At 45.5% G+C, this 26,134-nt stretch carries 21 protein-coding genes; 12 read left to right on the top strand and 9 right to left on the bottom strand.

The annotated features are described in order from the left end of the window. Positions 1 to 260: 260 nt before the first annotated feature. Positions 261 to 2,471, bottom strand: a complete 2,211-nt coding sequence (locus tag RIG27_RS19310) for a mechanosensitive ion channel domain-containing protein (protein WP_446347815.1) — start codon at positions 2,469 to 2,471, stop codon at positions 261 to 263. A 266-nt stretch (positions 2,472 to 2,737) separates the two neighbouring features. Between RIG27_RS19310 and RIG27_RS19305 the strand changes: the two genes are divergently transcribed. Beyond that, positions 2,738 to 3,007, top strand: a complete 270-nt coding sequence (locus RIG27_RS19305; protein ID WP_446340923.1) for a hypothetical protein — start codon at positions 2,738 to 2,740, stop codon at positions 3,005 to 3,007. Between the two features lie 173 nt (positions 3,008 to 3,180). Here the strand turns inward: RIG27_RS19305 and RIG27_RS19300 are convergent, their stop codons facing one another. The 3 genes from RIG27_RS19300 to RIG27_RS19290 all read right to left on the bottom strand — a co-directional run bounded on the left by RIG27_RS19300 (position 3,181) and on the right by RIG27_RS19290 (position 5,837). Continuing rightward, complete coding sequence (locus tag RIG27_RS19300; protein WP_446347813.1) at positions 3,181 to 4,956, bottom strand: N-acetylmuramoyl-L-alanine amidase; 1,776 nt, start codon at positions 4,954 to 4,956, stop codon at positions 3,181 to 3,183. A gap of 223 nt (positions 4,957 to 5,179) precedes the next feature. Continuing rightward, positions 5,180 to 5,323, bottom strand: a complete 144-nt coding sequence (locus tag RIG27_RS19295) for a hypothetical protein (RefSeq protein ID WP_446347811.1) — start codon at positions 5,321 to 5,323, stop codon at positions 5,180 to 5,182. Then, complete coding sequence (locus RIG27_RS19290; protein WP_006099186.1) at positions 5,292 to 5,837, bottom strand: pyridoxamine 5'-phosphate oxidase family protein; 546 nt, start codon at positions 5,835 to 5,837, stop codon at positions 5,292 to 5,294. Before RIG27_RS19290 ends, RIG27_RS19295 begins: the two co-directional genes overlap by 32 nt. A gap of 531 nt (positions 5,838 to 6,368) precedes the next feature. Here RIG27_RS19290 and RIG27_RS19285 point away from each other — a divergent pair. The 3 genes from RIG27_RS19285 (at position 6,369) to RIG27_RS19275 (ending at position 12,945) form a co-directional block, all read left to right on the top strand. Continuing rightward, positions 6,369 to 8,033 (top strand): CTP synthase, encoded by a 1,665-nt coding sequence (locus tag RIG27_RS19285; protein ID WP_446347809.1) that lies wholly within the window; start codon positions 6,369 to 6,371, stop codon positions 8,031 to 8,033. Positions 8,034 to 8,119: 86 nt separating this feature from the next. Next, positions 8,120 to 8,539, top strand: a complete 420-nt coding sequence (locus RIG27_RS19280) for a hypothetical protein (protein WP_446340927.1) — start codon at positions 8,120 to 8,122, stop codon at positions 8,537 to 8,539. A 182-nt stretch (positions 8,540 to 8,721) separates the two neighbouring features. Then, entirely contained in the window at positions 8,722 to 12,945 is a 4,224-nt protein-coding gene (locus tag RIG27_RS19275; protein WP_446347807.1) for a CHAT domain-containing protein, read from the top strand. Between the two features lie 526 nt (positions 12,946 to 13,471). Here the strand turns inward: RIG27_RS19275 and RIG27_RS19270 are convergent. Continuing rightward, positions 13,472 to 14,179: a DUF928 domain-containing protein gene (locus tag RIG27_RS19270; RefSeq protein WP_446347805.1), complete on the bottom strand. Its 708-nt coding sequence runs from the start codon at positions 14,177 to 14,179 to the stop codon at positions 13,472 to 13,474. Positions 14,180 to 14,263: 84 nt separating this feature from the next. Continuing rightward, positions 14,264 to 16,603, bottom strand: a complete 2,340-nt coding sequence (locus tag RIG27_RS19265) for a CHASE2 domain-containing protein (protein ID WP_446347803.1) — start codon at positions 16,601 to 16,603, stop codon at positions 14,264 to 14,266. Between RIG27_RS19265 and RIG27_RS19260 the strand changes: the two genes are divergently transcribed. After that, positions 16,583 to 16,804, top strand: a complete 222-nt coding sequence (locus tag RIG27_RS19260) for a hypothetical protein (RefSeq protein WP_446347801.1) — start codon at positions 16,583 to 16,585, stop codon at positions 16,802 to 16,804. The two genes, RIG27_RS19265 and RIG27_RS19260, sit on opposite strands and share 21 nt — an antisense overlap. A 78-nt stretch (positions 16,805 to 16,882) precedes the next feature. Here RIG27_RS19260 and RIG27_RS19255 read toward each other — a convergent pair whose 3' ends face one another. Next, complete coding sequence (locus RIG27_RS19255) at positions 16,883 to 18,205, bottom strand: AAA-like domain-containing protein (RefSeq protein WP_446347799.1); 1,323 nt, start codon at positions 18,203 to 18,205, stop codon at positions 16,883 to 16,885. 406 nt (positions 18,206 to 18,611) lie between these two features. Between RIG27_RS19255 and RIG27_RS19250 the strand changes: the two genes are divergently transcribed. The 6 genes from RIG27_RS19250 to RIG27_RS19225 all read left to right on the top strand — a co-directional run bounded on the left by RIG27_RS19250 (position 18,612) and on the right by RIG27_RS19225 (position 22,483). Beyond that, complete coding sequence (locus RIG27_RS19250; protein WP_446347797.1) at positions 18,612 to 18,887, top strand: hypothetical protein; 276 nt, start codon at positions 18,612 to 18,614, stop codon at positions 18,885 to 18,887. Between the two features lie 9 nt (positions 18,888 to 18,896). Continuing rightward, on the top strand, positions 18,897 to 20,321 hold the full coding sequence (locus tag RIG27_RS19245) for a DUF7453 family protein (protein ID WP_446347817.1): 1,425 nt from the start codon (positions 18,897 to 18,899) through the stop codon (positions 20,319 to 20,321). Between the two features lie 93 nt (positions 20,322 to 20,414). Then, a complete protein-coding gene (locus tag RIG27_RS19240; RefSeq protein ID WP_446347795.1) occupies positions 20,415 to 20,543 on the top strand; it encodes a hypothetical protein in 129 nt (42 codons plus the stop codon). Positions 20,544 to 20,740: 197 nt separating this feature from the next. After that, on the top strand, positions 20,741 to 21,661 hold the full coding sequence (locus RIG27_RS19235; protein ID WP_446347794.1) for an XDD3 family exosortase-dependent surface protein: 921 nt from the start codon (positions 20,741 to 20,743) through the stop codon (positions 21,659 to 21,661). Between the two features lie 147 nt (positions 21,662 to 21,808). Next, the gene (locus tag RIG27_RS19230; protein WP_446347792.1) at positions 21,809 to 22,027 is read left to right on the top strand and encodes a hypothetical protein; all 219 of its coding nucleotides are present in this window, start codon (positions 21,809 to 21,811) and stop codon (positions 22,025 to 22,027) included. Between the two features lie 231 nt (positions 22,028 to 22,258). Continuing rightward, on the top strand, positions 22,259 to 22,483 hold the full coding sequence (locus tag RIG27_RS19225; RefSeq protein WP_446347790.1) for a hypothetical protein: 225 nt from the start codon (positions 22,259 to 22,261) through the stop codon (positions 22,481 to 22,483). An 89-nt stretch (positions 22,484 to 22,572) separates the two neighbouring features. On the opposite strand, the gene metG is transcribed toward RIG27_RS19225, so the two are convergent. Continuing rightward, positions 22,573 to 24,255 carry a methionine--tRNA ligase gene (metG, locus tag RIG27_RS19220; protein ID WP_446347788.1) on the bottom strand — a complete coding sequence of 561 codons (1,683 nt, stop codon included), beginning with the start codon at positions 24,253 to 24,255 and terminating at the stop codon, positions 22,573 to 22,575. 108 nt (positions 24,256 to 24,363) lie between these two features. Continuing rightward, entirely contained in the window at positions 24,364 to 25,113 is a 750-nt protein-coding gene (locus tag RIG27_RS19215; protein WP_446347786.1) for an ABC transporter ATP-binding protein, read from the bottom strand. Positions 25,114 to 25,552: 439 nt separating this feature from the next. Between RIG27_RS19215 and RIG27_RS19210 the strand changes: the two genes are divergently transcribed. Further along, a partial coding sequence (locus RIG27_RS19210) for a filamentous hemagglutinin N-terminal domain-containing protein (RefSeq protein ID WP_446347785.1) occupies positions 25,553 to 26,134 on the top strand: 582 nt, incomplete at its 3' end.

Genomic DNA, 26,134 nt, shown 5'->3' with positions numbered 1-26,134 from the left:
TCTTAGCTCCTTAGTAGAAATGGCAAGGAGGGGTATAAAGGCAAAAGTTCCTGATACCCACCGAGAACAGCGGTTCCCAGTGGTAACAGCAGGGAAAGAATCCCTAACTAGATTACTTGTAATTAGTTAGGGTCTGTTCAAACCCTCTTGATCCCTTAGCTTCCTTTTGCCTTTTACATGAGAGCCTTTAAACGCTATAGAATAATCGGGTGGGTAATGCCCACCCTACTTGTCGGCTATTGGCATAAGTGCCAAAGGTTCTAATCTGGACCATCGGGATCAACGCCCAAGGAGGGTTCACCCTCAAAGGATGACTCAGGGTCAAAGAATGACTTAGTACTAGACTTAGATAGTTGAGGTTCTAAGGGTTCCACAGGCATTTGCGAAACTAATTCTGGCGTTTTGCCATTAGTGGCAGCATGGTGGATGCGAATATCTTGCTGGGGTATGATTGAGATCCCTTCTTTGGCAAAGCGTTCCTGAACCGTGTAGAGTATCTCTTCATAAGCCGTCCAAAATTCCTCAGTTTTCGTCCAAAAGTTAAACCCGATAATCACATAATAGTCACTACCTTTATAAGGAAAAATGGACGGCGGTGGATTGTCTAAAGTCAAGGGGTGTGACTTACCAATCTCCAACAAAATTTCCTTGACCCAGCGCAGGTTAGTGTCTAAGGCAATATTAAAACTCAATCCACCCTTACGAATATCCTGGGTGGTCAGGTTTTCAATGGTACTAGCCCAAACCGTGTTGTTGGGAACGGTATAAATTTGAGCGCCAAACCCTTTAAGTCTTGTATTGGCAAGGGTGATGGAATCGACGTAACACCACAAATCATTAATTTTGACTTCATCGCCAACATCGAAGGGCTTGTACGCCATAATCATCAAGCCACTTGCCAAATTTCCCAGGTTACTTTGCAGTGCGAAGGCAAGTACGAAACTCACCCCCCCAAGCAGGGCTAAGATTGGACCGAGGCTGACTTCCAGCGCGGTTAGAGCGAGTAGGAAGGCAACGAGGATACCACCGCGCTTGATCACGATAACCACGAAGTCACGTAACAGTTGGGATACATTGCTTAATCGGGAAAGAGTTTGGTTAACAATGATACCGACAAGCTGAGACGCGATCGCGACGCCGATAAAAACGCCTAAAAACTTGCCTGTATTATTAACCCAGCGTAAGCCACCTTCTTCGGATGAGAACCAGTTGATCAGCCGCAGCCCTAAACCTTCGGTGTCGGTTATGTCAAGTTCAACACCACTAACGGCTTGAATATATTTACGGTAAAACTCAGGATCGCCGCCTTTTTTCTCCAATTCGTCCAGGATAACGCTAAAGCGATCAATAATTGCAGTTCGTTCCTCTTGAAGTTCGGTAACCGCAACCACCAGTTGGTTTTTCTCTTCCGACTCAGCTTCGGCATTCTCTTCGAGTTGTTCAGCTGCCTCTTCAAGCTGCTGTTGTTGTTCTTCGAGTTCCCCTTGGCTCTCCCCGACTTCCGGGGGTCCAGCGACTTTTTCCTCTCCGTCAGCGTCTACTTCCGTGTTTTCCAGAGTGGCTGTCAGTTCATCGAGATTTTCGGAGGATTGTTCATCAGGGACATCGGCTCCCTCAATGGCTTCCCTGGCTTTTTTGAGTGCTTCCCGGCTGGCTTCAAGTTGCTGAGTTGCTTCTTGATGTTCCGGTGAGTCAGTAATCGTGGCGTTTTGGGCTGCTTGGGCATCCTCAACGTCTTTAATCGCGGCTTCTAGTGTATCAATTTTTTCCGTCGCGGCTTCATAGCCCAACGAGCCAGCTTCCATCTCCTCCCGTGCTTTCTTGGCATCCTCAACCGCTTGTTTTGCCGCCTCCAGTTCCCCTATTTCCTCGGCTTTTTCCAGGGCGCTGCTTGAGGTTTCGTCTTCTTCAATCTTCTGTTGCGTTTCGGCAGCTTCCTCGATGGCGGCTTGGGCTACTTTCAGGTTTTCTTTGGCTGCTTCTACCTTTTTCGCCGCTTCTTCATATTCTGGGGAGCCAGGAGTGGCACCGACTTGATCTGCCTCCGCTTCGGCAAGGTTTTTCTTGGCTTCCTCTAAAGCATTTGCGCCTTCTTCCTGTTTGCCAATGGCTAAATTTTGCCGTTTTATGGCAATTTCAGCGGCGCTAATTTCTTTGGCTTTTTCTTTGAGCAGTACTAGCCAAGCGGCTGCCTCAATTTCCAGTTCGGCTATGGTAAGGGGTTGAACCAACAGTCTCAATTCCTCGACGGGAATGGAAAGATCTTTTGTTGTGGTTGCCGCTTTGGGATCTACCTCTTCGGGAATTTGAACTTGTTCCGTGGTGGTTTCTTCCGCTTCAGCGTCTTGGGCTCGCACCGGTGTCCACCACACCGCGAAGGCACAGACAACTCCCGTCAAGACAATTGCACCCACTCGATAACGCTTTCTGGGCTGTTTATCCCTGAATGTTTTTCGTTTTAATGCCAGCATTTTGTTAGTTAAAAAACGCAATTACAGCTACAACGGTCTAAAAGCTAAATTGATTAGACTTGTTTTGAGCAGAGATTTAGGAGCGATCAGGATAATTTAATCTTACCACTATATTATTACTGTTGACTCTTTGTCAAGACATCACGTTCCTCTGTTCTATCCAGCGCAACTAACAATGGTATCGCTATGCAGCATTGTCGCCTTCTGCTCTTGGCGAGCCTTTTGCGTTATTGTACTAGCAGCTGTATTTCCTATACCACCAACTTATGACCACCACAAAAGAACAATTGCTCATCGCGATCGAATCTACTCCAGAACCCATTCTGGCGCAAATTCTTGATTATCTGGAATATCTCAAAACCAAACCGACTCGCCCAACCGCTCGCTCTAGAACCGTTCCGATTCCGGATGGGGAACCCCTAAAGCGGGGTTCTCAAGCCAAAGACTTACTAAAATTTGCTGGAACTTGGCAGGGCGAAGACTTCCAGGAATGTCTTCAACTTGTCTACGATACTCGCTCCCCAGCCGAATTTTAATGTATTTGCTCGACACCAACCACTGTAGCCGTATAATCTTCGGCGAACTTACAGTTGTTTCTACCGACAATGATTTCCAACGCCTTCAACAGGTAGAACCTTTTGCCTTAGAATCTTGGGTTTGAATGATACTTCTTGATCCGGATCAATCAAATAATTCCCCCTGTTTGGCTCTACTGAGCGTTCTGGAACCATTCTGTCACCCCATCCGCGATCGCACTGGCTAATCTCTGTTGTTGTTGCGGATTCGTAATCCATTCAAATTCCTCTGGATTAATCATAAATCCTAGTTCTAATAACACCGATGGTGCGGTATGAGGGCGAGCGAGTGCTAAATTATTCCAAAACACCCCATAAGCTGGACGATTTAACTGATTCACCAGATAATTCTGCAAAAATACTGCCAAATTATGCGCTTGGGGATGATACCAAAACATCCCCACCCCTTTGGTGTTGATTGCGTCACCTGCATCCGGGAGGGCGTTGTAATGAATCGAAAGTGCGATCGCGGGTTTAATTTGGTTAATCATAGTCACGCGATCGCCCAACGACACCGCCAGATCCGTTTCCCGTGTCATATATACCGTTGCACCCTTTTCCTGAAGTTGATCGCGCAGTAACTTCGACACAATCAAATTCACATCTTTTTCCGGATAACCCGTTGGTCCTCTTGCCCCTAATTCTGCACCCCCATGTCCGGGATCAAGGATAATTTTAATTCCCTTTAAAGGTTGTAAAGCATTTTCAGGATTGAGTTCTACATTTTGAGTCCGAATTGTTGGCGGATGACGTAAGGTTAGAATCAGATTAGTTTGGTCATATCTCAGGTCATACCCCCATTGTTGATTAACTTTAAGGTTAAACGTATAATTAACCTGAGTTGGTGTCACTTGTTGCCAATCTAAGCGTTTAATTATGGGGTCATCATCCAAACGGATCACATCAGTTTGGGCGGTTGTATTATGCAGCGTTAAAGTAAACGTGCGATCGCCTTGTTGAACGGTTACAGGTACAGGTGTGCTTAAGGGAAATATTACCTCTGTCGCCCCTGGAATCTGGCGGGCGCGGATACTGCGAATGACAGCGGTTGGTGGAACTGTATGCGGAAGAATACGTACTTCTTCAGCCTTAATCCACGCCCCATAATCTAAACGTACCCATTCACCTTCCCGCCCCGTAACCGTCGCCCTGACGCCTTTGGGTAAGGGGGTAAGGCGAGAATAGGTGGTGCTTGGTCCGGTTCGGGCGATACCTGCATCCACAATCACCTCAGCCACCTCTAATTCAACGGGGTTGAGAATTGAAATCTGTCCAGGTGCAGCTTGGCTGATGGTTTTGCCATTCAAGGTTAGTTGATAGTTTGGTTGTCCTAAATTGGTCGCAATTTCTGCGGTTGCACAGCCTTGATAGTAACCCGTCGTCGATTGAATACCAACTTGATTTTGGGCAATTAATCCGGCGGAATTGGGCGGTAATGGGACATCCTGGGATTGAGCCATTAGGGGAATTGCTTGATTTGCCAGGTTCACGGTAACGGTTGCATTTGGCGGCGCGATCGCACTAAAACAGATTGGTTCTCCAGGTAATCGGGCAATGTCCACGTTTGGGGTGAGGGAATCCTGAGCAAAGGTTAATCCTGTTGGTACGTTTGGAGTCGGATCAACGCGAGTTACATTGATTTGAATGGTCTGGTTTTGATAGCGTAGCGTAAAGCTATTTTTGCCCAATTCTAAGGGGAAACTTGGTGCAAAATGTCCAGCTAGACTGCGGGGAATAACTTGACCATTGACCCGCACATCTCCTGCGGGTGGTGCTGTACCAATTAAAAAAATTTGTTCCGCCGTGGTTTGATGATTGTCAGACGGATACGTCAGGAAAAGAGGTTGTTCCGCCCAAGCGGGAGATGCCATAACTGATGCTAATACAGCTAATCCTAGGATGGTTTTCATTTGTCATTTGTCATTTGTCATTTGTCATTTGTCATTCGTCATTTGTCATTTGTCATTCGTCATTTGTCATTCGTCATTTATTCAGGAATTCATCATTTAGACAGGGCGGGTGTAGGGTGCGTTAGCGTTCGCGCAGCGTTCCCGGAGGGTAGCGTAACGCACCATTTCAAACGATAGTAGTGAAACCCGCCCCTACACATAAAACTCTTTTCTCGTCATTGATCTATTTACCTCCCTCTGCTCCCCCTGCTCCCCCTGCTCCCCCTGCTCCCCCTGCTCCCCCTGCTCCCCCTGCTCCCGCAGCTTCCCCAGCTCCCCACACCTTACCTGCTTTGTCAATCGGATAAAAGATGAGTGGGTAATCCATCAATGCTTTGGATATTTTTCGCCTGCCAATATTCATAAATGCCCTGTTCTCCCTTTTTCTCTGACCATTCAACCAGAGTTTCTCGTTCACCTTGAAATTCATATAGGGGAACACCATAGCCACAAGAGGTTTGCACGGATTCAATATCTAGAACAATAATTTGCCGTTGTCCTGGCAGCGAATTAAAGTGGGTATAAAAGGTGTCCCATTCTGGAGCAACGGGGCGAATTACCCGCCCTTGACCGTAAAGGCGTAAAATTAGAGGTTTATCGGTAAAACTGCAAAACATGATCGTTAGTCTACCATCGTCCTGCAAATGAGCCGCCGTTTCATTGCCACTACCTGTTAAATCCAGGTAAGCGACGGTTTTCGGATCAAGACAGCGCAACGTGTCCATCCCTTTGGGAGATAGATTAATCCGCCCCTGTCGAGGTGCTGTCGCGGTAAAAAAAATCTGTTGTTCTTTGATAAAGTTTTGTAAATTTGGGGGGAGTTCTGAATAAAATTTTGCCATTGTCCTAATACCTAATAGATAAAGAAAAATAAACTTTTGCAAATGTAAGCGAACAATTTGTTACCTTGCCAGTCGGAAGCGATCGCAAGTCGTCTAGCTTGGGAAGAGGGATGAGCGTTGAGTGGGAGAGGGGCTAGGGGCATTGTCAGGTATAGTTCATCGGGCTTCGGGAGACAATCAGGACGAAAAAAGCGTCAGGCTTTCGGGGTGGACATTCCAGACGAGAGCGGATGTTCAACGTAAAGGATAAAAGAATCCCAAAAACTAATCGGGCATAGTACAGACGAGTTGTGCATGGAAAATGGAGAAAGGATGTTCTCAGCGTGACTTGTGGCGTCTGAAAATTAGGAGAAGCGAGTTTCATTGGTTTGGGTGTACAGGGTGATGGCAATTTCAATAACCGGTCAGGGGAAGATTACTCTTATGAGTGATTGAGGGCGTCACACTCCAGCCCGACTCCCAACAATCTTAAAAGACTGTGGCACAATTAACGGGGTGCATCTTGAAAAGTCTGGCGTACTTAAAAATTCTATGGCTAAATTTGTCTTTGTAACAGGTGGGGTTGTATCTAGCATCGGTAAGGGTATCGTTGCTGCTAGCTTAGGACGATTGCTCAAATCACGGGATTATTCGGTGTCGATTCTTAAGCTAGACCCCTATATTAACGTCGATCCAGGAACTATGAGTCCCTTTCAACATGGGGAAGTCTTTGTCACAGCAGATGGGGCGGAGACGGATTTAGACTTGGGACATTATGAGCGGTTTACGGATACGCTGATGTCTCGCCTCAATAGTGTCACCACCGGATCAATCTATCAGGCGGTTCTGAATAAAGAGCGTCGGGGTGATTACATGGGGGGAACAGTGCAGGTGATTCCCCATATTACCAATGAGATTAAGGAACGGATTCATCGGGTGGCAAAAAATACCAATCCGGATGTGGTAATTACCGAAATTGGGGGAACCGTCGGGGATATTGAATCCTTACCATTTTTGGAAGCGATTCGTCAATTCCGTAAGGATGTGGGGCGCAATAATGTGCTGTATATGCACGTCACCCTGCTACCCTGGATTCCGTCAGCCGGTGAAATGAAAACCAAGCCGACTCAGCATTCGGTGAAAGAACTGCGTTCGATTGGGATTCAACCGGATATTTTAGTCTGTCGGTGCGATCGCCCCCTGCAACCAGGGATTAAAGAGAAACTCTCGGAGTTCTGTGATGTGCCTGTAGAATCGGTGATTACTTCTCCTGATGCCAATAGCATCTATGAAGTCCCCCTGATTCTAGAACAAGAAGGTCTGGCAAACCAAACCTTAGATCTATTACAACTCCCCCAACGGGAACCGGATTTAAGCCAGTGGCAAACCTTGGTGGAACGAATGCATCGCCCCATCCATCAGGTGGAAATTGCCATTGTCGGTAAGTATATTCGGTTGAGTGATGCTTATTTATCCGTTGTCGAAGGATTGCGCCACGCCGCGATCGCATTAGGGAGCGAATTCAACATCCGTTGGGTGAGTTCGGAGGATATTGAAACCGAGGGTGCGGAAAACTTTTTAGCGGGAGCCAACGCGATCATTGTTCCGGGAGGCTTTGGTATCCGAGGCGTCGATGGCAAAGTAGCAGCAATTGAATATGCCCGTACCCAAAAAATTCCTTTCCTGGGTTTATGCTTGGGAATGCAGTGTTCTGTCATTGAATGGGCGCAAAATATTGCCCTGCTTGAAGATGCTCATAGTGCTGAGTTTGTCCCCAATGCTCGGAATCCCGTGATTAACTTGTTGCCCGAACAGCAGGATGTTGTGGACTTAGGGGGTACGATGCGCTTAGGGATGTGTCCTTGTCGGATTGTACCGAATACCTTAGCCGCATCACTCTATGAGGAGGAGGTGATTTATGAACGTCACCGACACCGCTATGAATTTAATAATGCCTATCGGAACCTGCTGTTAGACACAGGTTATATGATTAGTGGTACATCCCCCGATGGTCGCTTAGTGGAAATCATTGAATACCCCGATCATCCCTTCTTCCTGGCGACTCAGTTTCACCCAGAGTTTAGCTCTCGACCGAGTACGCCCCACCCCTTGTTTAAAGGATTTGTGCAAGCTGCGATCGAGCAATGCCAAGGTGAAATGTCAATTTCCCCAACAAATGCTCCGATTATCCAGCAATCCCCAGTGCAGGTATCGTGACGTAGAGATTTGAATTTTGAGTTATGAGTTTACCCAAATTATCCACAACTCATAACTCAAAGCTCGCAATGGCTTGAGGAGGTTTTGTGGCGTACTGGATACAAATTGATTATGAACGCAGTGATTATGTGATTGACTTAGATCGCATCAGTGCGTTTGCCTGCGCTCCCAACAGCAAAATTATCTTCTGGTTGCCGAATAGTGCCCACCAGATTATTATTAATCAGCAAGGTGATCCAGAGGGGTATCATCAAGTTTTGGAGTATATTAAACAAGTCTGTGCTCATTCCCTAGCTGGATCTTGGATTCAAGTTAGATATGAGCGCAGTGATTATGTAATCGATCTCAACCGCATCAGTAGCTTTTCTCATGCGGCGAGTGGCAAGTTAACTTTTTGGTTACCCGATAGTTCAATTCCGATTATTATTAATGAGCAAACTGATCCAGAGAGTTATCAGAAGATTCTAGATTATATTAAACGTAAAACAGGCTATGTCATTTCTTAGAAAGTTAAATCGGGGTGGGGTTAGAGAGCAGGGGGAGCAATGTAGAGACGTGCCATGGCGCGTCTGGGAGCAGGGGGAGGGCTACCAGCCTAAAACTTAATGAGCCTGCTGTTTTCTTTTGTTCAACTACTTAGAATATTAATTATAGGTAGATAAAAATACTGATATTGGGGGCGGGTGCAATGGGAGAAATACCTCAAACCAAGTCGGGTAGGGAATGGCAGAGTCTAGGGCGTTGGCGTGCGATCGCGTCTTCTTCTCTGGTTGGGGCAATCTTTGGCACTGGGGTTATTTTATCTCCAGCATCCCTGAATGCACAACCGATTACTCCTGCGGCTGATGAGACGGGGACGGTGGTGACACCGAATGGGAATCAATTGGATATTACAGAGGGCAGTTTGTCAAGGGATGGCGCGAATTTATTTCATAGTTTTGAGCAGTTTGGATTAGATTCGGGTCAAATTGCCAACTTTTTATCGAATCCTGAGATTAGGAATATTTTCGGGCGGGTGGTTGGTGGTGACGCTTCAATTATTAACGGGTTGATTCAGGTAACTGGCGGCAATTCTAATTTATTTCTCATGAATCCGGCGGGGATTGTATTTGGGGAAAATGCGTGGTTGAATGTCCCAGCAGATTTTACAGCGACGACAGCCACAGGGATTGGTTTTGGTGAGGGGAATTGGTTTAATGCCTTTGGCGGAAATGAGTATCAGGATTTAGTCGGAAATCCCAGTGGTTTTGCCTTTGATTTAGCGCAACCGGGAAGTGTGATTAATGCGGGGAATTTGGCGGTAACTGAGGGGCATAATTTAACCTTACTGGGGGGTACTGTTATCAGCACTGGGGAATTAGCTGCACCAGGAGGAAATATTACAGTTGCGGCGGTTCCGGGGGAAAGTTTGGTGAGGATTAGTCAACCGGGACAGTTATTGAGTTTAGAAATAGCACCGCCACGGGATAGTCAGGGAATTTTGCTTCCGGTTGCGCCATTGGATTTGGCAACATTGTTGACAGGGAGTGATGAAACAGGGGAGACAGGGTTAACAGTTTCAGCGGAAACGGTACAGGTAACCGATACAGAATTCAGCGTCGGAAATGGAGACGCGATCGCAAACAGTATAACAGCCCAAACCGCAACATTATCAGCGTTTAACAATTTAATGTTAGTTCCCGTAGGGGCGCACCGACGTGCGCCCTCTTTGGTAACAACAGGAGATTTAAATTTTTTAGCTGGGAGTACAGTTATTGCGCGGGATAATCTGGCGCATCCGTTTATCGCCCAGTCGGGTGGGAATTTGTATATTCAGGGGAATCAAGGGATTGACATTTGGGCGCTGAATCATCTCCAAACACCGTTTGTCAGTGGCGGGAATCTCAGTTTAGTCAGTAATGGGATTATTTCCGGGGATGCTCACTTTGCCAGTGGCGGAAGTCTGGCAATGCTAAATTTATCGGGGGAACCCGGTAATTTTGTCAGTTTGTATGATCCGATTATTAGCGCTAATGGGGATGTTGTATTTGGGAATTATACTGGGGTATCCCTAAAGATAGAGGCAACCGGGAGTATTAGTGGAGACGATATCATAATTAATGGTTCAGATACAGGGCTAGATCCTAATATTAACAACAATGATCCGGACATTCCAATTTTAATAGGAAAACCTGCGCTAATTTTAAGAGCAGGTTTAGATGATTTGCTTTATTCTGAAAATGTTCCAATCTCAGCGGGAGGAACAAATTTTGATTTATCCGGAAGTCCATCATCGCTACCATCAGGAAGTATTAAGATAGGTGATCTTAATCGTCCAGAACCAGAGTTTAATGGTGTTATCGTAATTTTAAATGCTGTAGGTGATATTAAGACAGGACGTCTAAGAACAGATGAGTTAGATCAGGAGGCTGGCTCCATTCATTTGGATGCTGGAGGTGACATTTTTACAGATGGTCTTTCAGCTATAGATATATCCCCTAATGGTAGAGGTGGTGACATTACTCTGAACGCAGGAGGCGGTATAACTATTACGGGAACCCTAAGAACTTTCTCTAATAATAATAATGCTGGTCATGTTACTATTGAGGCAATTGGTGACATTAATATTATGAGTTCAGATACGTTTGTACAAGCTTTTTCAGATAGCGAAACAGGCAATGCTGGCGATATTACCGTGATTAGTGAACATAGCCTAATCTTCAACGGTTCAGTTATCCTCGCTGACGATATTTCTATCACCCTATCGGGTACTGGTGATATTACCTTCCACGACACTATTGATGGAACTCAAAACCTGACTCTCGAAACGGAAAACGGTATTATTGAATTTAACGATATTATCGGTGGCTCAACCCCTCTCAACAATTTAATCGTTCAAGGCAATATTACTGATAACCCAATCGGGGTCAATATCACAGCTATCAATAACATTATTACCGATAATCTCACCTTACCCACAGCCATTTCCTTTACCAGTACCCGTGGACAAATCAAAACCGGAGATTTAACCTCACCCGCAGGTATTTCCCTTACCAGCAATAGCGGACAAATTGAAACAGGTATTCTTGATTCCTCTAATCTTAATGATGGCGGTGATATTACCCTCAACGCCCGTGGCAATATAAAAGTCAGCCAGATTAACGCTCAAAGTCTGGGTGATGGCAGTGGCGGAGATGTCGATATTACCACCCCCAGTTATTTCCAAGCCACCGACTCCTTCATCGACCAAAATAACATCAACGCCAGTATTTCTGTCGCTGGGAGTGACAACGGTGGAACCATTATTATTCGCCACGGCGGAGACGGTGAGATTCCCTTTATTGTCGGTAATCCTGATATCAATGGCACAGCAGCCGCGATTACTAGAGGCGATGACGCGGGGATACAGACAATTGAACCCACTAGAGATTATTACTTTACCCACAAACGGGATAGAGACCGCATTCAAATTATATCGATTCTGGGCGCTGTACCTCTACCGCCAACGCCCATTCCTGTGCCAGAACCAACACCCAAGCTAAACTTAGATCAAAATCCCATTGAGTCGTTAGCCCTTCGGGTTGGGGATACGTTAGACGCCGATACTACGATTAACCAAGACCCAGAAACCGGAAACTATAATATTAGCTGGAGATTTCCTGGCGAACAACCTATCAACCTCAACGTTAACAACGCCCTAACTCCACTCGAAGTCACCCCCCAAGATGATATCATTGCTGAAATCGACCAACTCTTTGAAGATGAATTTGAAGACTACTTTGGCGAAAACTTAACCAATGCCAACGTTACCGCCGAAAGCTTACGGGAAACTCTGAAAACCATCGAACAGCAAACCGGAAAACGTGCGGTTGTCATCTATGCCCGTCATCTGGAGGAAGGATTAGAACTGGTATTAGTTTTACAGGAAGACAATTATATCCGTAAACTGGTTCCCGCCGCTACTAAAACCACTCTAGACAATACCGTCGATGAATTCCATGAGATGGTTCAAGATATTACCGAATCCCGTGGCTACCTCCCCGCCGCCCAACAGCTTTATCAATGGTTAATCGCCCCCCTGGAATCCGACTTAGACGCCTTAGATATTGATACGCTTATCTTCTGTATGGATGGGGGATTACGTCAACTTCCTATGGCGGCGTTACACGATGGCAAGCAGTTTCTGATTGAAAACTATAGCATTGGTTCCATTCCCAGTGTTAGCCTCACCAACACCCGTTATCAACCCGTTAAAGATGCCCAAATTCTCGCCATGGGCGCGACTGAATTTTCGGATTTAGGGGAATTACCCACAGTAGACACCGAATTAAAGATTATCACTCAAACCTTGTGGACAGGGGAATCCTTCCTCAACGAAGACTTTACCCTAATTAACCTGAAAACCGAGAGTCGCCGCCAACCTTTTGAGATTATCCATCTCGCCACCCATGCTGAATTTAATGAAGGTAATCCGAGTAACTCCTATATTCAACTGTGGGATACAAAACTGAGACTCAATCAAGTGCGCCAACTGGAATGGTATTTACCCCCGCCTATCGAATTATTAGTCCTCTCAGCCTGTCAAACCGCCCTGGGAAATATTGAGGCTGAATTAGGATTTGCCGGGTTAGCGGTACAAACTGGCGTCAAGTCGGCGGTAGCTAGTCTGTGGTATGTAGGCGATGAAGCGACGCTGAGTTTAATGAGTGGATTCTATGCCCAATTACGCCTACCGGATATCACGATTAAAGCGGAAGCCTTGCGTCAAGCGCAACTGGCGATGTTACGGGAACAGGTGTATTTTGAAGGGGGGAAATTAACCGGAATTGAGGGGTTAGAGGTTGAACTTCCTGGATTGGGAACCCGGGCAAATCAACGGTTATCTCATCCTTATTATTGGGCAGGATTCACGATTATTGGTAGTCCGTGGTAGATGGATGATCAGATAATATCTAACTGTAGGGGCGGGTTTAGGGACAATTGTAGGGGCGGGTTTAGGGACAATTGTAGGGGCGGGTTTAGGGAATCAATTCAGTTAGTCACCACTAACGGAACAACAAAACCCGCCCTCCCCCAACCCTGGGAATCGATTCACCCTCATCCCCTAACCCCTTCTCCCATCAAGGGAGAAGGGGAACAATTTCATAATTATTCAGCCTTGTTAACAAACAGATAAACAATTAAATAATATCAAACCGTAGGGGTGGGTTTAGTCACAATTGTAGGGGCGGGTTTAGGGAATCAATTCAGATATCTACCACTAACGGAACAACAAAACCCGCCCTCCCCACCGATAACGGAACAACAAAACCCCCTCCCCCAATTTGGGGTGATGATTGGTGGGTTACGGCGGATAGAGGATTAAACGGTTATTGGCAGAATTTAGTACCGCCTAACCCACCCTACAATTAAACAAATGACAAATGACAAATGACAAATGACAAATGACAAATGATCAATTAATCGTCGATCGCTTCAACTTCACCCGCGATCGCACTTTGTGGTAAATCCTCTAAACCCATTGATTTTAATAGGGTTTCCCAGGTTGAGGGGAGGGTACGAAGCTGGGAGATATCCTGGGGCAGATCATACCAAAGATTATGTTCAATTAATAGGTCAATCTGCTGGGATAAAGGCGCTTGCTGTATCTGCGTCTCTAAGTCTTGGTTATCCAACCGTTTCACCCATCCCTGATGCCAAACGCGATCGCGCATGGATGATCCGGAGGATGTACAATATAGCATGAGTTTCCAGGTGTAGCGTTGATTTGGGGCTAAGGGGGGCGCGGTTTTGGGTAAACTAATCTGAATTAAACCGGGGGTTTGGGGTAAAGAAAATTCCTGTCGGTAGATGGTATTTTGTTGTTCGTCTTCTATGGTAAATTTGCCGGAATGGAGGCTACTTGTTTGATAGGGAATGTAGAACCAAAGGGTAGGATATCCGTTGAGAGTGTAGCCGGAAAATTCGCTATTAGTCAGGGGTAATAAGGGGGTAAAGGGTTGATCGGTTTTCTCACAGGAACCCCGAGTTCCACCGGGATTTCGTTCTTCGGCGGGTTCACTGTCTGGGGGTTTGGGTGGATCATTGGTAGCGGGTGGGGTTTGATTGATTGGGGTGGAGGTGATGAAAATTAAGGAAAGAATGAGTGGAAGGTTTGGGAAAGTCATTGTTTTTTTATCCGGGTTTGAGGTTGGGTGGTTGAGTGTTTATTTAACGCAGAGGGGCGCAGAGGGGTAGGCGTAATTGATGTTCTATCGATTTGGGTTGGGGTTGAGTTGATGTTTATGGGTTTGGTGTTTAACTGTGCATAGGTTGGTGATTAGATGGGCAAAAATAGAGGGAGTTAGGGGAAGGTAAATATGAAGGGTGATAAAAATAATAAAGCTAACTCCTCCAATGCTAATCAGGATAATTCCGCTGGCGATTCCTCGATAGATTAAGCTGGAAATCCGCCAGTTAATTAGTCCGGCTGATAACGCCCATGTTCCAATCCAAAGACTTTCTATCCACCAGGGGGGAAATTGAAGTAGGGGACGTTTGTCTGTAACAGCGCTAATCAGTTGACTAATTTTATGGGCGTGAAGGTGTAAGCCGCGAATCTCTTGATTGTCTGGTGTTTTAAAGTAATCTTTGACGCTGGGATCGGTAACCCCAATTAAAATAATTTTGTTTTGAATCAAAGCGGGATTCACTTGATGATTGAGTACCTGAGTCAGGGTGACAGTTGGGGCAATTTCCTCAGTGCGGCGATAGTTAAGCATGATTTGGTGTGATTTGACTTGGGAGGTGGTATAAAATCCAGGGTGACTATTCAGAATGTTGAAGCGAATTCCGCCAATTTGCCATTGTTTGGCGGTGGAAAAGTCAACAGAAAAGCCCTGATTCTGTAAATAACGCAGTGCGATTTGGGAACTAAAGGCATAGTAGGCGGAACAGTTGGAAGGTTGAGGCGGATTCATCGCTAAAAGATGACGGCGAACAATGCTATCGGAATCGGTAATCACATCACTGAATCCTAAACGCTTGTCGGGAATTTCTGGTGGTGGTGAGATACCTTCGGGATCATTCTGATTGGGATGAGTACAAATCGGAATCACGCGATCGCGTGTTTTGAGATATTCAATTAATTCTGCTTGACCTTTGCCTTCAGGTCGGTCACGATAGATATCTAAACCGATAAGTTGGGGCTGATATTGGTCTAAGGCTTGTAATAATTGCCGCATTGTGCGATCATGCAGTGGATATTCGTTGCCTAGGTTGGCGATATCCTGCCGAGTAATCTGTACCAGCAACAACCGTTGATCGGGTTCCTCCGACTGACGCGATCGCCCAAACCAATCAAACGTTTGGAATTCCCAAGATTGCCATACGCCAAGCGATCGCATTCCCATCACTAATACCGTTACCCCCACCGTCGCGGCGATTACCCGCCACCGGGGAAGAGATGGCGAGGGAGAGGGAATCGGCTGAAGCTGTTGATTCACCCAATGGCGATCAAAAACAGAGGCGTAAATCCGGTTCGCCACCTGCAACTGTCCCCCCCGCTTCACCACTAATCCCGATAACTGTAATTGCTGCTGCAAATAATTCTCATCAGCCGGAACTTTTTTCCGTTTGAGTATCCGGTGATACAGCATTAATAACGGTTGATTATCTAGATATCCAGACAAGACGCGATCGCGAATCGTCCGCAGATGTTCAGGATTATCCTGAGACAGCCAGTTATCGAGAATGTGCGATCGTACCACCTGATCCACAAAACCAGTAGGTAGGGTGTGGGGTGTAGGGTGTGGGGTGTAGGGAACCATTTGTTCCCCTTCTCCTCCTACCGCCTGACACACTAACCGACATAACTTTTGCGTCAGAAACGGTTGTCCTCCTGTCCAATTTAATATAGCTTGAAGTACCGCATCAGGATAACGAACCTTTCCCTGTAATCCCCCAACTAAAGGTTTCGCTTCCTCCCACGTAAACCCCTGCAACTCAATCGCCAAACTATCAATATTAAACGGTGTGCGCTGATTATCCGCAATCAAATCTGATGGCGTCGCTACTCCCAACAACGCAAAGGTTAAACGCTGGTATTTTGGCTGAGTTGCCCGTTTATTATAACAAGCCCGGATAAAGCCAAACAGATCATCCTTAAAGGCTAAATTCAGAATACTATCGATTTCATCAATAAAAACAACAATCTTACCCGCAACCCTTCCTAATACCTCCTCATCTACGAACTTACTGAACCGATCAAAGGGAGATAAATACTCATACCGATACCACCACTCCCCCTCATCTATATTCAACTCAAACCCACTCACCAAATGACTCACCATTGTGCCATAAAACTCCTCCTGATTAATTTGATAACTACAAATATCCCGCATTTCCATTTCCACACAAGCGAACCCCTGATCTTGCAACCGTTTCATCGTCCGCACCAACAAACTCGACTTACCCATCTGACGAGAATTCAGCACATAACAAAACCGCATCCCCCTCAATCCCTGATAAAGTTCTTGATCCGCCGCCCGAACCACATAATTCGTCGCCTCCAGGGGTAAAGCGCCACCTACTTGATAGTCGTCATTCGTCATTTGTCATTTGTCATTTGTCATTTGTCATTCGTCATTTGTCATTTGTCATTTGTCATTCGTCATTCGTCATTTGTCATTCGTCATTTGTCATTTGTCTTATGTCTTATGTCATCTAATCCTAACTATCGAACCCAAGCCCATCTCCACCCCCCTAAAACTTATCCCCCCATCCACTCAACCCCTCTGCGTTCCTCTGCGTAAACCTCTGCGTTCCTCTGCGTTAAAAAAACATAACCTCTCTCCCCAAAGAATCCAATCAAACAACCCCTAACCCCCCGATTAAATCCGACTGCCAAAATACTGACGAAATAACTCATAACGAGGACTAACGCCATCCCCTTCCCAGCATACCAACCCCAAATTCTCCAAAACATCCGCCACCTCTGGATTAAATCTTACCGGATGATTAACACCAACAACCTGATTAAAAACCGCCACTAACTCCGGCAATTGATGTAACTTTTGTTCATACATCAGCAAATAATCCCGATAAATTCCCCTCGGAGTCGCCGCCATTACCAACACCTCCTCCAATGTGACCAAATTTTGCCCAATTTGCTTAATCGCCTCTTGCACCAAATAAGGCTGTCCCCCCACCATCGCCATTAACCGATTCACCTGATCCCCTTGCCAATCTAATCCATAATGTTGCGCCAACTCTTGCACCTGTTCCCGACTCAATTCCGGTAACGCGATCGGAAGTCCCGTATTAAATGGCGACTGATTAATATCAAGTTCGCGATAATCTTCCGTATACACTAAAACCTGACGCAACTTGCCCCAAATTGGGCGCGTTTTCGCATCCTCATGTCGCGTTCGCAGCATCCCTAAAAACTCGCCAGCAACCTCTGGATACGGAAAAATTCGATCCACTTCATCTAACCCCAAAACCAGACAACTGTCTCCGGGTAACAGATGCTTTTCAAAATACGTCTTACACTTATTCTTACTATTGCCAATACTCTTCTGCCAATGTTCAGCAACTGGATTATCTGACAATGATTCTTGGTTCAGACTCAGCGTCACACTGGTACAGAACCATTGCAGAAATCGATTCAAATCTTGAAAATCCGTCGCCGTTGCATCCCGCAGATTCAAACTCACTGCGCGATAACCCTGATCCGCCGCATAATTCAACACCCGTGACATCAACTCGGTTTTCCCCATCTTCCACGGCGCTTTAATCCGCAGCAAACATCCCGGCTTCAGGATTTCCCGGTAACAGGTAGGCAGAATCCCCGGTTCACTATAAATATCTTGGCAGAGAGGAGACGCGATCGCACGGGAATCTGTCTCTGGATTCCTCAGTTGTTCTCCATGCTGCTGATATCGCACATACTCCCGCTTTAACCAGTCTCGCAAGCGCTTAAATTTCCCCTTTTTCTCCGTATTCAGCGCCGGACAAGAATGGGCAAATGTCGCATAAATTCGTCCCATTCGTCGTTGCAGCGTCGCCTCACTGATATGTAAATTGTCAGCAATTTTGGCATCAAGTTCTGCCAAATTGCGTTCCGCAAAGCGGAGACAGAACACCCGTCTCTCATCGGCATCAAATATACCCTGATAATCTGCAATTTGTTGTAAAAATGTATCCCACGACATAAACAGTTAGAGGTATTCAATAGTCAGCAAAATTGTCGGATGTGTTAGCATTCGCGCAGCATTCTCGAAAGGTAGCGTAACGCACCCTGACTCTATTACACTAGGATATCACTTATAATCCAACGATTAAAATAAATTGGACTTGAGTCAGCGATGCAAACGTTTATAGCGAAGACAGCGCAACGATTAACAAAGAATTCATCACTAATATTGATACCTTCTGATAGCTTGTGATACCTTTTGATAGGTTTAAAACAAACCCTCACAATTCTATCTGATAGCTAGCTGTGGGTTCAAATTCAAAATAAACCGATTTAATAGACTTATAAGCAAAGTACAACCATCTGATTCATCAGACCTATTTTCCAGTTATCTCAACTCTCTCAGAATTTTCAGGAGTACGATTATGCTGAAATTCAAGCCAATTCTTTCTATTACCGTAGTTGGACTATCTCTCAGCCTACTTACCAGTGGTAAAGCCTCAGCCTTCAGCTTCAACTTTAGCCCAATAGTAGAAACTAGCGATTCATTCAGTTCCTTTACCAGCCTCGGATCAGGACTCGGTACCGCAGGCGGAAATAGCGGCTATAAGTTGTCCAATGACTCCAACTATCAAAACGGAAAAGGACTGGCAATTAACAATAATGGTCAAGTCGTATTTTTTGCCGAACTCAAGTCATGAGACCAAGGAATATATGTTGGCACGGGTGTCAGCGCCCCAGAAATTATTGTTGACAACAAATCTTACTCTATATTTAGCAGTTTTGGTCAGGGACTATCCCTCAATAATGATGGCACTGTCGCCTTTTTTGCTGATGTCGATTCTGGTGGTCAAGGCATCTTTACCAGTAACGGTGTCAGTAACACTCAAAAAATTGCCCATACAAGCGCAACCTATAGTAGCTTTGCCCCTGGATTATCTCTCAACGATAATGGCACGGTTGCCTTTCTTGCCAATCTCGATAGTGGAGCGCAAGAAATCTTTACCAGCGACGGCAATAAAACGATCCAAATTACCAACTGTATAGGTGCTGGTTCATCTGAGCAACAATGTCCTCTGTCCAGTAGTATGCTTGATCCTCTTGCACCTGACATTAATAATCAGGGAATGGTTAGCTTTGTCAGTCACTACGGTGTCTTTACAGGGGATGAAAATGGCAACTATTTGATTGTTTCCGATCCCACTAACTTTTGGAATGGTTCATATCGGGAAGCCAACATAAATGACCAAGGAGAAGTCTCAGCCTTTGCTCATAATAATGGTGCAGGTCAAGTCATTTTTAAGACGAATGGCATTAATGGTGAATTGATTGCCGGGAACAATTATGAACAGTCAGGAACACCAGATACATTCTATAACGTTGGCACCAGTTCTATCAATAATAAAGGACTCGTCGCGTTTATGGGAAATCAGGTCGTTGAAGAGTCTAGCGTCTTTAACAACCAGGGTAAAGGTATCTTTGTGGGCAGTAATGCAGTCGAGGATAAAGTTATTGGCATTGGCGATACCTTATTCGGTTCTACTGTGGTGGATTTAGCCATGGATCGGCAAAGCCTGAGTGATGATAATGAGATTGTCTTCTGGGCAAAAATGGAAGATGGCACAGAAGGAATTTACCGCGCCAATAACATCGCTGACTCCCAATTTAATCCTTTGCTTCCTGATAGTACATTGGATGGAGTGTTCCGATTTATTGACGTGATTGGCGGAAAATGGTACGACCCACCATCTGCCTATGGTTTCCGCTACGAAATGACCGAAAATTCTTTATTTACCTCAATTTTAAACTTCCCGGTTGGCTTTGAAAATCCCTTCACTGTATCTGTAGGAGATACAAATCTGGGTGAATTTATACCCGGAGACAGTATCAATTTTGTCTCGCTTTTGGGTGGTGGTGTTTCTGAGTTTACGATTACCGGACTTGATGTTGATCCCACCAATCCCACAGCGTTCCCAATTAAACTTGACTTTGATACGGATACCGCGAGTTTCGATATGCACGCACTCATAGAGGAAGACAGTCAGAACGTGCCTGAACCCGTTTCTGTCGTCAGTTTGTTGACCTTTGGTTCAGGTGTTGTACTGTTGCGTAAGCGGAAATCACGGCAGGTGTAGGGGCGGGTTTTACAACTATCTTATCGGTTGTACCCAGATGTAACTAAACCCGCCCCTGCCAATGTTTTTTTGACAGATATACCGTAGGGTGGGTTGAGCGAAGCCGGTGGGTTGAGCGAAGCCGGTGGGTTGAGCGAAGCCGGTGGGTTGAGCGAAGCCGGTGGGTTGAGCGAAGCCGGTGGGTTGAGCGAAGCCGAAACCCACCAGCATACCCGTCAGTAACATTGATCTATACCTATTGAAGCTTGGCTAGAGTTCTTTGATAGGTAAAGGCACAAACAAATAAGCTGTCATGCATTTAAATTGGGTATTAGTAGCGAGCAAGATGCTCGCACTACAAGGATTTCGTCATTATTGACATTAAGGTTTAAATGCCGAACAGCTTAACCAACAAAAGCTAAAAACTTGAAGGAGAAAAAATGTTGAACTATACCGCAAAACTTTCTATTTCTGCTCCAATCATCTCTATCGCCACCCTATGGGGTTTGCTATTTGCCACAAGCGAATCCGCTCAAGCTGCTACGTTTGCTCTCAATGAAGATACGACGGTTGATACGTTTACTGAATGTATCAACGATGGTATTGCCCTCCAAGTTGATAAAAATTCAGTCGATGAATCAGGATGGCAATATGCGGTTGATTCGTTTAATGATGGTGTGGATGGATTGCAAGTTGGTGGTAGTGGTAATCCCTATGAAATTCACAGTTTAGCGCTTAAGGAAACGGAGGACAGCATTTTTGTGGCGATTAATGCCAATATGTCATTAACAGGTGTTGATGGCACCAGTGCTGAGGATGGAAATATTGGGTGGGGGGATTTGTTCTTCAATTTTACCGATCAAGATTTCACCACGGCGAATAATCAAGGGGATTTATTCGGGGTACGTTTTGCCGGAACTAATGATTCCTTAGTCCCTAATCTTGGTCTTTATGGCAATGTCACCGCTATTAGTACCACAGATATTAATAGTGGGTTTAGTAGTCTCACAGATTACAACCAACGAGTGAATGACTTTTGCCAAGGTGCTGACTGTAGTCCAAGTCTAGGAGATTTACCTGCTGATACGTCCTATTTTGACCAATCTCAAAGCTTAAATACGATGGGTTCCGGTGAATTTCTCACCAGTCTTATGTATCTGTCTGAGTCGGAATTACTCGCTGCTGGCTATGACTTGAATCGCTTTGATGGTGAACATACGATCGCGTTCAAGTTCGATAAATCGGGGATTTGCGATCGCGGTTACTGTACGTCAGTCCCTGAACCCTCTGCTGGCTTGGGTTTAGCCGCCCTCGGCTTAATGGTTGGCGTTAGTCAACTGCGTAAGCGTTACTCAGCTTGAAAATCAGGCGTCGTAAAGGTTAAAGCTATTGGCAGATGACGTGCGATCGCGAAGCGTGTCCGCCGGACGTATCGCGACTTCACCCCTGTCTTAAATGCACAACATTTTACCTCTGTCAATAGCTAGCTACAGTTGGGAGCAATTTTTATGGCAACCTCAAGACGGATTCAAACCTTATCTATCGCTATAATTGAAGGAGTTAGTGCCGGACTCAATACAGTCAGTATTCCGCACCTCACACCAACTATTTTCAGTTCAAGCACACCGTTTAATTTTCAACGTGAGACGGAACAGACAGCCAATCAACCCGCTCGGAATATTTGCCCATCTCGCCCGACTCTCCCCTGTGCAGAAAGACCCCGATAGATAAGAAGGGAACAGGAAACAGGAACGGTGAAGGACAAACTATTACAGAATGAAACCCAATTTTCTGTATTTTTTACTACATTTTTGCCTGAATTTTATCGGGGTTGCCCAAGCTGGCGATTAACCTTGTAAAGATTTGTTACAAAATCCTGACTATTGGCATAAAGGGAAGGAATAAACCCAGAGTAATAATTAGAAACTCAATTCACTGTCAACCAACCCAGGAAACTTATGTGGGACATCATTTTCAGCGGATTAATCCTCTTTTACCTAGTCATGCTGTCGCTTTTATTCACGCGATGGCTAGGCTTTTTACAACGTGAGGAAAACCTCTCTCCCAAAACCAAATTTCACTCGCTCATGTTCTTACTCATCGCCGCTCTTCTTTGGCCCCTAGTCGTACCCATATCCTACCTAGAACTATTAGAACGCCAAGAACAGCTTCAGAATTTTTGAGCAACCGGAGTATCACCTCTATTTTCGACATTTCCTTTCGTTAATGTTGGACAAGATCCTAGACGTGCGATTACAAGTCTCACCATTAATTATTCGCCCCCAAATTGTTGGCGCAATTCGGCTATTTCTGTATCCTCTAACTTGCGAAATAGAGGAGGCGGAACCTCAAAAGAACGACCGGCTTTCAAGGCATTAAAATCCACCGCCTGAGTTAATTTTTGCGTTCTTTCTGTTTCCGATAACTGCAACGCATCAAAGAGTTTCTCCGCTGTAAAGGGAATAAACGGATTCGACGCGATCGCATAAAGCCGAATCAGATTAATACAGGTGCGAATTACCAACGCAGCTTCTTCCTTGTCTTGCTTAAACAGCGCCCAGGGTGCGCGTTCGTCAATATATTGATTCCCCACTGTCCACAGCGCACATAAGGTTTCAGCCGCTTTGCGAAACTCCAGATTTTGCAAACATCCACTCAGTTTTGCGGTCAAACTTTCACAACTTTCCTGCAACCGTTGTTCCGCCTCTCCCGGCGTTCCCCCTTCCGGAATGACTCCTTTAAACCGACTATTGGCAAATTTGAGTATCCGGTTGACAAAATTACCCAAATTATCTGCCAAATCCTTGTTTATCTTAATTTGAAATAACTCCCAGGTAAAAGCCGAATCAGCCGACTCTGGAGACATAGCAATTAACGCATAGCGCCAGTAATCAGCGGGTACAATTTCTAAGGCTTGGTCAGAAAAGATGCCACGTTTGGAACTGGTGGAGAATTTACCGCCATAATAGGTTAACCAATTAAAGCCCTTAATATTATCCGCCATTGTCCAAGATTCCCGCGTTCCCAGAATCATCGCGGGCCACATAATTGTATGGAAGGGCAAATTATCTTTTGCCATAAATTGCAGATGGCGAATATCCTGGGCATCATACCACCACGGCTTCCAATCATCCGCTTCAGCTTGTTGACTTGCCCATGCTTTGGTAGCAGAAATATAGCCAATGGGAGCATCAAACCAGACATAAAATACTTTACCCTCAAATCCCGGACGGGGTACAGGCACACCCCAACTCAAATCGCGGGTAATGCAACGGTCTTGTAATCCTTCATTTAACCATTTCAGGGCAATGGATCTAGTCAGAGTCGTCCACTCTTGCTGTTTATCCACCCAGGAACGCACTTCATCACTCAGGGTAGTCAACTTTAAGAATAAATGTTTAGTGGTGCGAACTTCTAGATTTGTACTGCCTGATACAGCAGAACGGGGTTCAATTAGATCCGTGGGATCTAGCACTGAGGTACAATTCTCACACTGATCCCCTCTGGCGCGATCGTATCCACAATGGGGACAAGTGCCAACAATATATCGGTCGGGTAAAAAACGATTATCTTCATGAGAATAAACCTGGCGAATTTCTCGTTCTTCCATGAAGCCATTTTCATCAAGGCGTTGATAAAAATGCTGAGTTAACTCATGGTGATCGGGCGAAGAGGTGCGACCAAAATAATCGAAAGAAAGTCCAAACCCGCGATAGATTTCGGCTTGCCGTTCGTGTTGTTTTTGACAGTAAGTCGTGACATCTAATCCGGCTTCCAATGCGGCTAATTCCGCTGGTGTACCATGTTCATCTGTGGCACATATAAACAGAACCGATTCGCCTTCCTGTCGCAGGAAACGGCTATAGACATCAGCCGGAAGCATAGAACCGACTAAATTTCCCAGGTGTTTAATCCCATTGATATAGGGTAACGCACTTGTAATCAGATACCGCATAAATTTTACGTAGGGTGTGTTAAATAGTACAGCGTTTGTAGTAAGCGCTTAAGCGCTTACTACGAACCCAGCTTAAGTCAGTAATATTTACCTTAAGACTATTGTGCGTCAAGTTATGCCAGATGTCTTCACAATCCCATCTTCAAGATAAGTTACTCGGTCAGCGACATCCAGGATGCGGGGATCATGGGTGACCATCAGTACTGTACACCCTTCCTCCTTTGCCAACCGCCGCAATAGTTCAATTACTCGATGTCCACTGGTTGAATCCAGGGCTGCCGTGGGTTCATCTGCCATGATAATCTGAGGATGACCGGCTAAGGAACGTGCGATCGCGACTCGTTGCTTCTGTCCCCCCGACAAGTTAGCAGGGCGTTGATTGGCGTGCATCTCTAATCCAACGTGTTCTAGCAACTCCTGTGCCTGATGTCGCGCTTTAGTCCCCCGAATCCCTTTAATATTCAGCACCACTTCTATATTCTCCGCTGCCGTTAGCGCCGGAAACAGGTTAAAATGCTGGAAAATGAAGCCAATATTGTTTCGCCGAAAGCGAGCTAGTTTAGCGCCGGACATTTTGGTGATCTCTTCTCCGAGTAGGTATACCTTGCCCAATGAAGGCGTCAGTAGTCCCGCCAGAATAGAGAGGAACGTCGTTTTCCCCGAACCCGATGGTCCCATCAGGATTTGAATATTGCCGCGCTGAATTTGCCAGTCAATCCCCTTCAACACTTGATAGCGCTGATTGCCTGACTTATATTCCATCGTTACCTTTTCCGCAATGATAGTATCCCATTGCTTCGGTTTGCGATCGCTTGAGCGCCGATCAAGCTGGTTTCGGCTTTTTATAGACACAACCACATTGATATAAGCGACAATCAGGGTCTATCTGTAAAGAAATATAACATAAATAGCCCAAGTTAAACTCTCTTCAGATAAAGAGCCATGATCTGGATGATAACGAATTCTGACCGTTCAAATCCGTGGCTAAGTGATACTTGTGAGACTGTCAGGGAAGTTTCGATTAAGCTTGACGAGTCGGTTGAATCTGATTAAAGTCGGTTATCATGCTATCAAGAGTATATTAAGTTAGATTGCCGAGCCCAGTGAATTGCCCTATACCAAACTCTTGTGGGTGGTGTGACCGCTGAAGTTAAAGGTGAGATGGTTAGCCCAAAAAGAGTGAGTGCGATCGCACCTTGGCAAATGTGTTAGATCCTATATATATAGACCTGGCAATGCTCAAGCATTATTAAACGTCCCTTTGAAACCCACCCTCTGCTGGGTTAACGAATCAGCCATGAACAGAGTACATCTTTTAACCGCCGCTGTTACCGGATTTTGGCTTTGGGTGTTCAGCCTTGGCACCTCCTCTGAAGTCCTAGTTCTGGCGCAGCCGATTACCCCAGCAGACGGTACAGGGACAATTATCACACCGGATGGGAACCGCATCGATATTTCCGGTGGGAGTCTGTCTGGGGATGGCAAAAACCTTTTCCACAGTTTCCAGCAGTTTGGCTTAAATCCCAACCAAATCGCCAACTTTTTAGCCAATCCTAATTTAAACAATATCCTCAGTCGCGTCACAGGTGGTGACGCCTCTGTGATTAACGGGTTAATTCAGGTAACAGGCGGCAATCCTAACTTATATTTAATGAATCCAGCTGGGATTATTTTTGGTTCAAATGCCCAATTAAACGTCCCCAGTGACTTTATCGCCACCACCGCCGACGCTATTGGATTTGGCGATGGCAATTGGTTTAATGCTATGGGTGGGAATGATTATCACAACTTAGTCGGAACCCCCAACCAATTTGCCTTTGATGGAACAGAGGCGGGAAGTATTGTTAATGCAGGGGATTTAGCCGTATCAGAAGGGAAA

It is taken from the genome of Coleofasciculus sp. F4-SAH-05 (assembly GCF_040222985.1).
Taxonomy (GTDB): Bacteria; Cyanobacteriota; Cyanobacteriia; order Cyanobacteriales; family Coleofasciculaceae; genus Coleofasciculus; species Coleofasciculus chthonoplastes.
Note: the sequence above shows the minus strand (reverse complement) of the source record. Positions and strands in the feature narration are given on the sequence as shown.

Coding starts and splice junctions, on each gene's coding strand:
- RIG27_RS19310 (WP_446347815.1), bottom strand. CDS start 2,471: ATGCTGGCATTAAAACGAAAAACATTCAGGGATAAACAGCCCAGAAAG.
- RIG27_RS19305 (WP_446340923.1), top strand. CDS start 2,738: ATGACCACCACAAAAGAACAATTGCTCATCGCGATCGAATCTACTCCA.
- RIG27_RS19300 (WP_446347813.1), bottom strand. CDS start 4,956: ATGAAAACCATCCTAGGATTAGCTGTATTAGCATCAGTTATGGCATCT.
- RIG27_RS19295 (WP_446347811.1), bottom strand. CDS start 5,323: ATGGATTACCCACTCATCTTTTATCCGATTGACAAAGCAGGTAAGGTG.
- RIG27_RS19290 (WP_006099186.1), bottom strand. CDS start 5,837: ATGGCAAAATTTTATTCAGAACTCCCCCCAAATTTACAAAACTTTATC.
- RIG27_RS19285 (WP_446347809.1), top strand. CDS start 6,369: ATGGCTAAATTTGTCTTTGTAACAGGTGGGGTTGTATCTAGCATCGGT.
- RIG27_RS19275 (WP_446347807.1), top strand. CDS start 8,722: ATGGGAGAAATACCTCAAACCAAGTCGGGTAGGGAATGGCAGAGTCTA.
- RIG27_RS19270 (WP_446347805.1), bottom strand. CDS start 14,179: ATGACTTTCCCAAACCTTCCACTCATTCTTTCCTTAATTTTCATCACC.
- RIG27_RS19265 (WP_446347803.1), bottom strand. CDS start 16,603: ATGACGAATGACGACTATCAAGTAGGTGGCGCTTTACCCCTGGAGGCG.
- RIG27_RS19255 (WP_446347799.1), bottom strand. CDS start 18,205: ATGTCGTGGGATACATTTTTACAACAAATTGCAGATTATCAGGGTATA.
- RIG27_RS19250 (WP_446347797.1), top strand. CDS start 18,612: ATGCTGAAATTCAAGCCAATTCTTTCTATTACCGTAGTTGGACTATCT.
- RIG27_RS19235 (WP_446347794.1), top strand. CDS start 20,741: ATGTTGAACTATACCGCAAAACTTTCTATTTCTGCTCCAATCATCTCT.
- RIG27_RS19230 (WP_446347792.1), top strand. CDS start 21,809: ATGGCAACCTCAAGACGGATTCAAACCTTATCTATCGCTATAATTGAA.
- RIG27_RS19225 (WP_446347790.1), top strand. CDS start 22,259: ATGTGGGACATCATTTTCAGCGGATTAATCCTCTTTTACCTAGTCATG.
- metG (WP_446347788.1), bottom strand. CDS start 24,255: ATGCGGTATCTGATTACAAGTGCGTTACCCTATATCAATGGGATTAAA.